The 12,696-nt window shown below is 68.5% G+C and carries 9 protein-coding genes; 4 read left to right on the top strand and 5 right to left on the bottom strand.

The window, feature by feature from the left end:
* Nucleotides 1-63 precede the first annotated feature (63 nt).
* The 4 genes from AOZ06_RS21250 to AOZ06_RS21235 all read right to left on the bottom strand — a co-directional run bounded on the left by AOZ06_RS21250 (nucleotide 64) and on the right by AOZ06_RS21235 (nucleotide 6,138).
* Nucleotides 64-1,632, bottom strand: a complete 1,569-nt coding sequence (locus tag AOZ06_RS21250; protein WP_054291010.1) for an MDR family MFS transporter — start codon at nucleotides 1,630-1,632, stop codon at nucleotides 64-66.
* The gene (locus AOZ06_RS21245; RefSeq protein ID WP_063810396.1) at nucleotides 1,629-2,276 is read right to left on the bottom strand and encodes an acyl-CoA-like ligand-binding transcription factor; all 648 of its coding nucleotides are present in this window, start codon (nucleotides 2,274-2,276) and stop codon (nucleotides 1,629-1,631) included. The genes AOZ06_RS21250 and AOZ06_RS21245 overlap by 4 nt, the downstream gene beginning before the upstream one ends.
* A gap of 76 nt (nucleotides 2,277-2,352) precedes the next feature.
* On the bottom strand, nucleotides 2,353-4,389 hold the full coding sequence (locus AOZ06_RS21240; RefSeq protein WP_054291009.1) for an HAD-IC family P-type ATPase: 2,037 nt from the start codon (nucleotides 4,387-4,389) through the stop codon (nucleotides 2,353-2,355).
* 102 nt (nucleotides 4,390-4,491) lie between these two features.
* Nucleotides 4,492-6,138, bottom strand: a complete 1,647-nt coding sequence (locus AOZ06_RS21235; RefSeq protein WP_054291008.1) for a glycoside hydrolase family 55 protein — start codon at nucleotides 6,136-6,138, stop codon at nucleotides 4,492-4,494.
* A 120-nt stretch (nucleotides 6,139-6,258) separates the two neighbouring features.
* Between AOZ06_RS21235 and AOZ06_RS21230 the strand changes: the two genes are divergently transcribed.
* The 4 genes from AOZ06_RS21230 (at nucleotide 6,259) to AOZ06_RS21215 (ending at nucleotide 11,389) form a co-directional block, all read left to right on the top strand.
* Nucleotides 6,259-7,104, top strand: a complete 846-nt coding sequence (locus AOZ06_RS21230; protein ID WP_054296797.1) for a metallophosphoesterase family protein — start codon at nucleotides 6,259-6,261, stop codon at nucleotides 7,102-7,104.
* Nucleotides 7,101-7,757 (top strand): 4'-phosphopantetheinyl transferase family protein, encoded by a 657-nt coding sequence (locus AOZ06_RS21225; protein ID WP_054291007.1) that lies wholly within the window; start codon nucleotides 7,101-7,103, stop codon nucleotides 7,755-7,757. Before AOZ06_RS21230 ends, AOZ06_RS21225 begins: the two co-directional genes overlap by 4 nt.
* Before the next feature lie 158 nt (nucleotides 7,758-7,915).
* Nucleotides 7,916-8,152 carry a hypothetical protein gene (locus AOZ06_RS21220; protein WP_054291006.1) on the top strand — a complete coding sequence of 79 codons (237 nt, stop codon included), beginning with the start codon at nucleotides 7,916-7,918 and terminating at the stop codon, nucleotides 8,150-8,152.
* A gap of 57 nt (nucleotides 8,153-8,209) precedes the next feature.
* On the top strand, nucleotides 8,210-11,389 hold the full coding sequence (locus tag AOZ06_RS21215) for an NACHT domain-containing protein (protein ID WP_054291005.1): 3,180 nt from the start codon (nucleotides 8,210-8,212) through the stop codon (nucleotides 11,387-11,389).
* A gap of 529 nt (nucleotides 11,390-11,918) precedes the next feature.
* Here the strand turns inward: AOZ06_RS21215 and AOZ06_RS21205 are convergent.
* Nucleotides 11,919-12,686, bottom strand: coding sequence for a DUF1295 domain-containing protein (locus AOZ06_RS21205; RefSeq protein ID WP_054291003.1), 768 nt, complete (start codon nucleotides 12,684-12,686; stop codon nucleotides 11,919-11,921).
* Between the last annotated feature and the right edge of the window lie 10 nt (nucleotides 12,687-12,696).

Here is a 12,696-nt window from a genome sequence, read left to right as displayed (position 1 = left end):
CCTACTAAGAAGCCTCGTGAGTGGTTGGTCCGGCTGTAACCGGACCAACCACTCACGAGGCAATCAGTCCGCCGCGGCCGCTGCCGCGGACTCCTGCGCCAGTCGTTCGTCGCCGGTCTGGGTCTTGAGCGGGATCTGCTTGATGAAGAAGACCACCAGGACGGCCAGCGCCGCGAACGGCAGGCAGTACAGGAAGATCGAACTGGTCGCCACGCCGTAGGCGTCGCGGAACACGGCGGCGATCTCCGGGGGCAGCAGGTTGAGGTCCGGCACCGCCGACGTGCCGCCGCCGTCCGGCAACGGGCCGAGGTGCGAGGTGACCTCGCTGGTCAGCCGGTTGGCCAGGACCGCGCCCAGCACGCTGACGCCGACCGTGCCGCCGAGGCTGCGGAAGAACGTCAGCACCGACGTGGACGCACCCAGGTCGTGGGCGGCCACGTCGTTCTGCGCGACCAGCACGAGGTTCTGCATCAGCATGCCCACGCCGATTCCGAGCACCACCATGTACGCGCTGAGCAGCACGATGCTGGTGCCCCGGTCGATCGTGGCGAGCAGGGCGAACCCGGCAACCATCAGGATCCCGCCGAGGACCAGGTACACCTTCCACTTGCCGGTCTTGCTGATCAGCTGGCCGGACACGGTCGACGAGACCAGCAGACCGAAGATCATCGGCAGGCCCATCAGGCCGGCGACGGTCGGCGACTTGCCCAGTGACAACTGGAAGTACTGGGACAGGAACACCGTGCCACCGAACATCGCGACACCGACGAGGAAGCTGACGATCGTGGTGAGCGTGACCGTGCGGTTGCGGAAGATGCTCAGCGGCACGATCGGCTCGGCCACCCGCGACTCCACCCACACGGCCAGCGCGAGCACCACGACACCGGCACCGACCAGGAAGAACGACCACCCGGACAACCAGTCGAACTGGTGGCCGGCCAGCGACGTCCACACCAGCAGGGTCGACACGCCCAGCATGATCAGGAACGCGCCGAGGTAGTCGACCTTCACGCCTTCCCGCTTGACTGTCGGGAGCTTCAGCGTGCGCTGCAGCAGCAGGATCGCCAGCGCGGCGAACGGCACGCCCAGGAAGAAGCACCAGCGCCAGCCCAGCCACGAGGTGTCGACCATGACACCACCGATCAGCGGGCCCGCGACCGTGCCGACCGCGAACACGGCGCCGAAGATGCCCATGTAGCGACCGAGTTCACGAGGCGAGACCATGGCGGCCATCACGACCGAGACCAGCGCGGTCAGGCCACCGGCGCCGACGCCCTGCACGACGCGGCTGGCGATCAGCGTGCCGATGTCCTGGGAGAACCCGGCGACGAGCGAACCGATCACGAACATCAGCAGTGACAGCTGGATCAGCAGCTTCTTGTTGTACAGGTCGGACAGCTTGCCCCACAGCGGCACCGTCGCGGTCATCGCGAGCAGTTCGGTGGTGACCACCCAGGTGTAGGACGACTGCGAACCGCCGAGGTCCGCGACGATCCGTGGCAGCGCGTTGGCCACGACGGTCCCCGCGAGGATGGCGACGAACAGCCCCATCATCAGGCCGGACAGTGCCTGGACGACTTGCCCCCGACTGAGTTTCACGCCGTCGGCAGGCGGATCTGCCGTGACTGTCATGATTTCCCCTCAAAGACGGCCGTGCCGGACGGCACGGGCAAACCCGCGTCGATCGAATCGATCGCCGCGTCGAACAACTCGGTCAGCGCGACCGAGCCCCCCAGTTCGTGCCAGCGTTGGGTGGTGGCCTGCACGACCCCACCGATGACCCGGTAGAGCAACCGGGGATAGAGGTCGGTCGCGGCGAGGCCGGTCCGCTTGGCGAGCGCCTCGACGAGGATGGCCTCGGTCTCCCTCTGGGAGGCGAACAGCTTCACCATCAGTCCCGGGTCGCGTTCGATGATCGAGATGCGGGTGAGCCAGTCCTCCCGCTCGTCGTCGAACCTCGCCACGTACGGCCGCATCGCCAGCGCGGACGCCCGCAGCGGGTTCAGCCCGGCCGGTGCGGCGAGCATCGCCGCGGCGAACGCGTGCGTCTGGCCGACCGGGTCGTGGTCGGGCAGCAGGATGGCGTCTTCCTTGCTCGGGAAGTAGTTGAAGAACGTCCGCGCGGACACCCCGGCCTCACCCGCGATGTCGTCGACGGTGACGTTCTCCAGGCCGCGTTCGGCCGCCAGCCTGATGGCGATCTTCGCCAGCTTGGCCCGTGTTTCGAGCTTCTTGCGCTCGCGCAGGCCCAACGGCTGCGGCCCCTCCTCGGTCATGACGACCACGGTACCGAGAAAGTTTCAGAGCCTGTAAATTTTCAGAGTGTGAAGTGAATCGCTCCTTGGACTGCCCTCAAACGCGTTGACGCTGGGCGGCGATCAGCCGTTCGTTGAGGACCGCGTTGAGGCCGTACAAGGTCGCCCGCATGTCGTCCACCTGGGCGTTCGGTGTCGTCAGGTGCGCGCCGAGCCTGCGGACCTGCCGCTCGATCTCGCCCGTGCGCTGCGCGGGCACCACGTGGTCGGCCATCAGGTGGTACGCCCGCAGCACCGACTGCTGGGCCTGTGGTGTGAAGCCGGTGGACAGCTCGTCGGCCGCCTGGCGCACCGCGTGGCGGACCTGGCTGAGGTGATCGGGCTCGGGGTGGTACGGCTCCACCTTGGGCCGCCCGGCCTTCAGCGCCTGCAACGCCGAGCCCATCACCAGACCGTCGACACCTGCCCTGACCAGCACCGCGAGCAGTGGCGCCAGCCAGCCCAGCGTGGCGGCGGCCATCCCGGCCGCGACGATCGCCAGCCCGCCTGCGGTGGCCAGCAGGCCGATCCACCGGGTCCGGCGGGCCGTCCGCAGGGCGTCGGCGAGGCGGGCCACCTGGCCGTCCGCGATGACCACGTCCGCGACGCACGCACCGCGACCACTCAGCGCGACGCCGACGTCAGCCGCACCGACAGCGGGATCGTCACCGACCATGAGCGTGAGACCGCGACGGCGCTCCTCACGGACACGTTCGACCTTGTCGGCCGTGCCGCACCGCGTCCACAACTCGTCCACGCCCAGCACGACGCCGACATCGCCGGGGTCGTTGAGGTTCTCGCGGGTCACCAGCACCAGCCTGCGCATCCCGGCACGCCGCAGGGCACGCAGCGACTCGGCGGCGTCCGGCCTGACCTCGTCACGCACGATCAGCGCGCCGACCGGCTGGCCGTCGACCGCGACCCACGCGACGCTCGCGCAGTCCAGGCCGGCACGCGCCAGCGCCACCTTGACCCAGTCGTGCGATCCGTCCGGCTGTGCATCGGCGAACGTCACTTTGCCCAGGTGGGCGCCACTGCCGATGCCGGCGGCCTTCGCGGCGCGGGCCACCGCCCCGGCGAACGCGTCCGGACGCATGCGGTGCGCCGAGGACGCGCAGGCGAGCACGTCGTTGGTCAGCCAGCCCGGCGCGGCGACGACCCCGGACACCGACAAGGTGCCCGAATACATCACGCCGGAGGCGTCGACGACGCCGATCCGCGTCCGCGCCATCCGTTCGAGGACGCCGGCGTCGCCGACGACGACGCCGTGCCGCGCGGCCCTCGTCAGGCCCGCTGCCAGCGACAACGGCACGGCGAGCAGCACCGGGGCGGACGCGGCGACCGCGAGCACGCCGAACCCGGCGAGCGGGTTTCCTGTCACGAGCCACACCACGGCCCCAGCCACGACGGCCAGCGGGGCGTAGACGAGTGCGGCACGGTTCGCTCGCCGCAACGGCTGGGCGCCGTCGGTGACCGCGCGGTGCGCGAGGCGCGACATCGCCGCCCACGTTCCCTCGGTGTCCGGCACGGTCGCGATCAAGTCGACCGGGTCGCCCACGTTGACCGCGCCGCTGCGGACCGGTTCGCCTTCCTTGCGGCGCACCCTGATCGGATCACCGGACAGCGGCGACTCGTCGAGCACCGCGTCCGACAGCAGCCTGCCGTCCACCGGGATGATCTCGCCGGTCGTCACCGTGACCCGGTCACCTGTGTGGATCCTGGTCTCGCCCGCCGCACGGGCCAGCACCGCGACCTCGCGGCGGGCACGCTCGCGCACCAGCACTTCGACGCCACGCAGCACGCACGCCAGCATCCCCGCCGCCGCGCCGGCTTCGTGCACCCCGGCCAGCAGCGCGCCGACGACCACCGGGATGGTCAGCAGCGCGCCGCCCGCCCGGCGCTCGGTCACCAGGTCCTCGGTCGCCCACACGGTCAGCGGGGCGATCCCGGCCGCGGCCGCGACCGTCCACAGTAGAGCGGCGTCGGGCATGCCGAGTAACCACAGCAGACCGGCGAGGAAGGTGAGCAGGACGGCCGCGACGAGCGCGGGCACGCTGATCAACCGCCATGGTTGGCGGTCCGTACCGGTGATCATGCCGGATCTCCCAGCTGTAGCAACAAACCTCTACCCATAGAGGTACCCGCATCCCGGTGTCCGGCACAACCGATGCATTGATCTTTTTAGACCAGTTTCGCGCTACCTCGGTACGAAACCCCGCAAAGCGCGCTGGGCGCTGTGCAGGTTCGCCGGTGTCACGGCGGTGTCGCCGTAGCTCTCCAGCTTGGACTGCAGCGGCCCGGTGAAGTCCGGGCGGTCGACCTGACCGAACTCGCGAACCGTAGATATACCAACGGTCGCGCTGCTCGGAGCGACGTTGTCGATCTTGACGCACCCGGCCCGCCCGTTGAGCACGGTGATGTTCCAGTGCGCGAATCGCGCGCCGTACAAGGGTCCCGCGTCGGCGCTGCCGCCGTGTGCGCCGTCGTTGACGATCGTCACATCAGTTCGCACGTTGCCGAAAGGCAACCCCCGGTGGGTGTCGAACGTCCCCGCGCCCATCCGCCCGCGCGACCAGACGTTCCCGCACGACAGGCCTTCCACGTTGATGCCGTGGTGGCCGGAGCCCGGCGTCGGCGGTTCGGTGAACTCGCCGATGACGAAATCCTCGACCAAGTTGTCGTGCGACTGCTCACGGCACGCATATGAGTGGTGCTGCCCGCGGCCGCTGACCCGGGTCCGCGACAGGGTCACGCCCTTGGCCGCGACCAGCAGGAACCCGTTGTCGCTGTCCACAACAGACACATCATCCGCCCAGCAGTCCCACGCGCACTGGAACACCAGCCCGTTGTAGCCCTTGTCCTGCAGGTGAGCCGGCCGCACGGTCTTGACCATCCGGATGGTCAAGCCCTCGACGCCTGCCCCGGTGATCGCGGGCGCGCTTGTGGTCAGCCGGGCGTTCCATTCCGGGCGCAGCTCGATGGGCAACGGCTGGGCCAGGGTGATCCGTGCGCCGTCGGCAGCAGCGACTCGGACCGGCCATTGGAACGGCTTGTACGACAGCAGCTTCGTCTTGCCCGTCCAGACGTAGGACGACGTGCCCGGGATGTCCCCGCACAGGTGCTTGAGCAGGCCGTGTGCCGGATCGTCGTCGACCTGCAGCAACACGCGCTGCCCCGGTGCGAGGCCCGCGGCGTCGGCGACCGTGGTCGTGAACGAGCCGCGTGGCACGGCGCCGGTGAGCGCGGTGATCACGCCGGAGTCGGCGCCTTCGTTGCCGATCCAGCCCTCCAGCGGCCACTGACGTGCCTTGATCGCGTCGATCAGGGCGCGGCGCCGGTCGCGGTGGCACACCCAGACCAGCCCGCCGCACCAGCTCCACGCCGAATTCTCGCTGCCGTAGCGGCTGCGGTTGATGCCCACGATCTGCTCGAGTGAGCGCGTGGCGAACAGCGTGGTGCGTCCGCTGCCCGCACCGCGCAGGACCACGTTGTCGTAGCCGATCTCGATGATGTCGTCGATCCGGAACGTGCCGTCCGGCAGGTACACCACGCCGCCGCCCGCGCGTCCGACGTCATCGATCGCACGGTTGATCGCCGCTGAGGCGTCCGCCGATCCGTCGGGCTTGGCGCCGTACCGCAGGACGTTCGTACGTGCGGGTCTGGCAGGCGGCCGTTCACCCATCCGGTAGCCCGCGTACGCGACGTTGGGGATCTGCGGGTGGTCGTAGGGGTTGGCCACGAACTCGTCCCACAGTCGCGGCACGCTCGCCTCGGCGTTGCCAGCCGTCGTCAAGTACGCGGTCGCCGCGCCTCCTACCAGGAACTTCCGCCGTTCGAGCGCCATCGACTGTGCCTCGCATCCAGGTCGGTGGCGGCGGCGTTGGACGTCGTCAACGGTGTACCAGAGGCGGGCGTCACAGCGAAAGAACCGTTCGCGCCGATCACGCTCGCTAAGCTCGGACGCGTGAGCACGACACCACAACTGCTGGCCATCAGCGACCTGCATGTCGGCCATGCGGAGAACCGGCCGATCCTCGAGGGCCTGCGGCCGGACAACCCTGGCGACTGGTTGATCGTGGCGGGCGACGTCGCCGAGACGACCACCGACATCGAGTGGGCGCTCGGCCTGTTGAAATCGCGGTTCGACACGGTGATCTGGGTGCCGGGCAACCACGAGCTGTGGACCACGTCGAAGGACCCGGTGCAGCTGCGTGGCGTGCGGCGCTACGAGTACCTGGTCGAGATGTGCCGCAGGCTCGGCGTGCTCACCCCCGAGGACGAGTACCCGGTGTGGACGGGCGACGGCGGGCCGGTGCGGATCGCGCCGCTGTTCGCGCTGTACGACTACTCCTTCCGGGTCGATGGCGTGCACACCAAGCAGGAGTCGCTGGCGAAGGCCCAGGAGGCCGGGATCGTCTGCACCGACGAGTACTTCCTGCACCCGGACCCGTACCCGGGGATCGACGACTGGTGCCGCGCCCGCGTCGAGGAGACCGAACGCAGGCTCGCGGCGTGCGGCCCGGACGTGCCGTTGGTGCTGGTCAACCACTGGCCGCTGGTCAGGCAGCCGACGCGCATCCTGCGTTACCCCGACTTCGCCCAGTGGTGCGGCACGGAGTTGTCAGGCGACTGGCACACCCGCTTCAACACCGCGACCGTGGTGTACGGCCACCTCCACATCCCCCGGCACACGGTGTACGACGGCGTGCCGTTCGAGGAGGTCTCGCTGGGCTACCCGCGCGAGTGGAAGCCGCGTGGCCTGCCCGACAAGCTGCTCAAGCCCGTGCTGCCGGTGCGGGTGGCGCCGTGATCGAGAAGCTGATGCCCGCGGGCGTGGCCAGCCGGGACACCGTCACCGACGCCGCCGAGTCGACGATGTTCCCCGAGGAGGCGGAGCACGTCGCCAAAGCGGTGGACAAGCGGCGCCGCGAGTACGCCACAGTCCGGTACTGCGCCCGGCAGGCGTTCGCCGAACTGGGAATCCCACCGGCGCCGCTGCTCAACGGCGAACGCGGCGCCCCGCGCTGGCCGGACGGTGTCGTGGGCAGCATGACGCACTGCGCCGGGTACCGGGCCGCGGTGGTCGCTCTTAAGGCTGACATCCACACGCTCGGGATCGACGCGGAGCCGCACGGGCCGCTGCCCGAAGGCGTGCTCGGCGTGATCTCCCGTGACGAGGAGAAGGTCAGGCTGGCCGAGCTCACGGCGGCGGACGGCTCGGTGCACTGGGACCGGATGCTGTTCTGCGCCAAGGAGACCGTCTACAAGGCCTGGTACCCGCTGACGCACAGGTGGCTCGGCTTCGAGGAGGCGTCGATCACCCTGGCCGTGGACGGCACGTTCGAGGCCGAACTGCTGGTGCCGGGGCCGGTCATCGCAGGTGAGCAGGTCGGCGGGTTCACCGGCCGGTGGATCGTCGGCGACGGCCTGGTGATCACCGCCATAGCCATCCCCGTCGGTTAATCATGGTGCGCCCCGCGAGGGGCGCTGCTATGGTCGTGCCATGGGCATCTGAGAACCTCCGCGCGGACTGCGCATTCAGGTTGAGTAATCCAGGTCGTCGCAGGCTGTCGTCTCGCCGCGCGACCTTCCCCTCATTCACCCTTTCCAGGAGGTTCCGCATGGCCGCGAACTCGAAGAAGAACAGCAAGAAGGCAGCGGACAAGAAGGCCGCGGAGGGCCTGTCGTTCATGAAGCCGATCGAGGCCCGTGACGAGGCCGAGGACGCGCCGAAGCTCAGCCGAGCCGAGCGCAGGGCGGCGAAACCGCAGGTCAAGACGTACGGCAACGTGCAGAACCTGCGCAGCCAGTCGGTGCCGAACCACCGCAACTTCACCAGCCGCCGCAGCGGCGGCTGACGACCACCACCGGACGCCCCCGGGACACGTTCCGGGGGCGTTCGGCATGATGGTCCGGTGGCCACGTTCACCTACGCGGACGCCGTGAAACTGCTTGGCGGCAACGATTCCAAGATTGTCAAAGCACTCGACGGCATTCTGGGGACCGCGTTGCTCGGCGGCTCGGTGCTGTCGGTGTCGGATCTGCTGAGCTGGTTCGACGCGAAAGCCGAGTTCATCCGGCTGTCGGGCGAACTGGCGGGCGCGGTCTCGCAGCGGCGCGGCAGCTCCCGGATCGACCGGACCCGACGTCTGCACGCGGCCCATTCGGTGATCGTGATCGTCGCGTTCTTCGAGGCGTTCGACGAGCTGGGCATCCCGTTCACGACGAAGTCACTCGACATGACCCGGCAGCGCCAGCTCGTCCTTCAGGAGAATTCGCCGGCGACGATTCACGACGCCGCCGTACCGCTGCTGACACCGGACCAGCCGTACGAGTCCTTCGTGACAATATTGCTCGCGTGGTACCAGCGGCTGGCGGCGGAATTGGCGCGATTGGTCCAACGGCTGGCTTTGTGGGACGACCTGACCGAGACCGCGCAGGATCGGGCGCTGGAAAAGGTGACGGCACTTCCGAAGCAGTCCGTGCGTCGCTACGAAGAACTGTTTCGGCGTCTCGCCGTCGACTGTCCCGAAGTCGGCTTCTGGGTCGCCAGGCTGGACGCCCAGGCGACCCGTGGGACATTGGGCGTGGCGTTGCGGCGCCTTTCGGATTCCCTCGTGTCCTTGTCGACCGGTGACACACCGACCGCGCAACGGCAGGAGCTCACGCTGCGCTACCAGTCGGCGCTGAACCACCCGATCCTCGACTCGGGTGACGCACCGGGCGGGCTGACGATCCCGTTGCTGAGCACCAGCTACATCGACCCGTTCTTCCAGGTCAACGACGGCGGTTCGACGGCGTTCGTCGCGCAGAAGGCGTGGTGGGAGTCCCGCCAGGTGCGTACGGACATGTACCGTTTCATCGTCGGCTACCTGACGTCACCTGCCGCATGGGCCGCGCCGCTGCTCGTGCTCGGCGATCCCGGCTCCGGCAAATCCCTGCTGACCAAGGTCCTGGCTGCCCGATTACCGGCCAGTGACTACCTGGTCGTGCGCGTGGAGCTGCGTGAGGCGCCCGCCGACGCGGATGTGCTCGACCAGATCGAGCACGCGATCAAACGGGCGCTGAAGGAGGACGTCAGCTGGCCGTCGCTGGTTCGCTCCGCGCCGCGGGCGCTGCCGGTGGTGCTGCTGGACGGGTTCGACGAGTTGCTGCAGGCCACCGGCGTGAACCAGACGGACTACCTGACCAGGATCGCCCGGTTCCAGCGTGACCGCGCGGACGTGGACCTGCCCGTCGCGTTCGTGGTGACCAGCCGGATCAGCGTGGCCAACCGGGCGGCACTGCCCGCTGACAGCGTGGTGGTCCGGCTGACGGAGTTCACCGACGAGCAGAAGCGGCAGTGGCTGGACATCTGGCGGCACAACAACATCGGTCACTTCGAGGCGCACGGCCTGCGGCCGCTCGACCTGGCGACCGTGCAGCGGTACGAGGACCTGTCCGCCCATCCCCTGCTCCTGCTGATGCTCGCCCTGTACGACGCTGAGGGAAACCCGCTGCAGCAGGCCGGCGCGCAGCTCGACGAGGCGGAACTCTACGAACGGCTGCTGACCAGGTTCGCCAGCCGCGAAGTCGCCAAGGAGGGCAGCCACCGCACGGACACCGAACTGGCACAGGCGATCCAGGACGAGCTGGAGCGACTGTCCATTGTGGCGTTCGCGATGTTCAACCGCGGCAGCCAGTGGGTGACCGAAGCCGACCTGGACAAGGACCTCGCGGTGTTCCAGGACGCACCCGTGTCCTCGGCGGGCATCCGCTCGGCGCTCAGCGCGGGTGTGATCGCCTTGGGCCGGTTCTTCTTCGTGCAGCGATCGCGAGCGACACGCGACTCGCAAGCGTTGTACACCTACGAGTTCCTGCACGCGACCTTCGGCGAGTACCTGGTGGCCCGGCACATCTGGAACGTGCTGTCCGACCTGCCCCGCCGGGTCGTGAGCCGCCGGTCGTCCGCGGTCGACGACAGCGAGCTCTACGCCCTACTGTCCTTCGTACCACTGTCGAATCGCACATCGATCCTGGGTTTCCTTGTAGAAAGATCCACCGACCCCTCACCCGGTCTACTTACCGAGGAACTGTTCCGTGCGGCGGACCACGCTCAACTGCGAGCGCGCTACACGGAATACGCCCCGATGGCGCTGTCGACGCCGGAACGCTTCGCCATCTACCGGGCCAACCTGCTGCTCCTGACGACTTCGCTGAGCGACGTCGTGCGCGTCAGCGAACTGTGCCGTCAGCCGGACAGCGTGGTCCCAGCGTGGAACAAGTACACGCGGCTGTGGAAGGCAACGCTGACACCCGAGGACTGGCAGGCTTTCGTCGACGCCTTCACGCTGCACCGGGTGTGGAACGGCGACAACCGTGACATAGAGCTCGTTCCCAGCTCGTACGCGGATCCCGGTGACCCCGAGTGGCTCGACGTCGAGTGGTGGCGCAACCGCGAGGTGGCGGCTGGGCAGTTCGTGTACGCCGATCCGCTGGCCATGGAGCAGGAGGCGCACTTCCTCTGCGACGAGGACGAAGATCTCAAGCTGAACGCGTTACGGCCGTACAGCAACGGCTTCGACCACGGCATATTGACGGTGGTGAGCCGATCCGGGCGGGCGACGACCCACGTCGAAGCCCTGCTCGGCCTTTTCGCCACCGAGTGGACGGACCGCAACGACCAGGACGAGTACTTGCGGGTGCTCGCTCACTTCCACGACGAGGGCCACGCGAGCGACTTGATCGCCAGGGCGGTGTTCGACGCCGTGCGTGCGCGGCCGGACCAGTTCGACTTCCGCGAACTGGCCAGTCACGCGTGGATCGCCACGAGCCCGCACTTCTGGGGGCTGATCTGCACCGTGCTCGGCACTCCCCACCACGGCGACGACCTGGCGGTCATCCTCGCGGAACACTGGCGACCGGACACCGCGTACCAGGCGGTGCCCGAACTCGTGGCCGACGCGTGGCTGCGAATGGCCGAGGGTGGCTTCACCGTCCCGGCGTGCATACCGGACATCGACGTCGTGCTCGCCAACACCCTGCCGAAGATCGCGGAAACCCGCCCCGACCTGGTCAAACGAGCCCACAACTTCTTCGCCGACCGGGAACGCTGACGCCGTTGCCCACAGGCTTCGATTTCCCGCGCCACTGGACAACGAGTCCTCGCAACGTTCCTCTGTCCATATCGGACCTGCCGGTGCCGCTTCCGGACAGCCGGGTACGAAGACACAGCCCTTCCATGGTGTCTCTACCCGGTCGGTGGCGCTGTCGGGCCGCCGCTGCGCCGACCTCGGCGGCAAGGCGGGCAGGGGGTCCGTCAGTGCGATCTCGCCGTCCACGGTCTTCAGCATCAACCGGCCGCTGCTCGCGCCCAGGTCGACGGCGGTGAACACCAACGCAGGAAGGCCGCGGCGACCCCGGCGCCGACGGGATCGACAGCCCCAACGGGACCGCGTGATGTCACTGGCACTGGTGGCCATGGCGTGAGCGCGTTCGTCATGGGCACCGCCGAGGTCGTGATCACGGGCCTGCTGCCCGAGGTAGCGGTCGGGCTGGAGGATGTGCACTGCTGTTGTGTGTGACAGGTCGCCCGCGGTCAACGCGAACACCGCGTTGGCGACGTGTTCAGGCAGGAGTGTGAAGCTAGGCCCGCTTGGGTGGCAGTGGGAAGAACCCGCTCGTCCGGTCGGCGTATGCCGCGTAGTCCGGCCGGGACTTGCGCATGTGCTTCTCGGTCAACGGTTTCCCCGAACCGTTGGTGAGCAGCCAGGTCATCAGCACCGGTGACAACACCGTGGCCGCGCCTGCCCAGCTCCCGCACGCCAGCAGGTACAGTCCACACCAGACGGCCGCGTCACCGAAGTAGTTCGGGTGCCGGGTGTACCTCCATAGGCCCGTCGTCATCAGCTTGCCCTTGTTGGCCGGGTCGGACTTGAACCGGCTCAGCTGCCAGTCGCCGATCGTCTCGAAGCCGAACCCGGCCAGCCACACCAGTGCGCCGATGACCGTGAGCCAGACCGGCGGTGCCGCGGTGTACTGGGCGACCTGGACCGGCAGCGACACGAACAGCAGGATCACGCCCTGCAGCAGGTACACCTTCAGCGCCAGGTGCAGGTTCGGGTTTCCCTTCGCCCGCTTGCGGATCGCCACGTAACGCGGGTCCTCCGGCTTGCCGCGATTGCGCAGTCCGATGTGGATCCCCAGCCGCACGCCCCACACGATCGTGAGCACGGCGATCAGCCACCCCGGCTGTGCACCCATCGCCCAGGACACCGCGGCGACCACCGCGAACCCGAGACCCCACGCGACATCGATCAAGTCGTGCCGTCCGCGGCGCACCGAGATGGCGAACACCACCCCGAGCAACACGGCAACCGCACCCGCACTGACCGCAAGGTTCAACAGGAACATGTGCTCACTC

It is taken from the genome of Kibdelosporangium phytohabitans, from assembly GCF_001302585.1.
In the GTDB taxonomy this organism is placed as follows: domain Bacteria; phylum Actinomycetota; class Actinomycetes; order Mycobacteriales; family Pseudonocardiaceae; genus Kibdelosporangium; species Kibdelosporangium phytohabitans.
The sequence above is the reverse complement of the archived record's forward strand: the minus strand, read 5'-3'. Positions and strand labels throughout refer to the sequence as shown.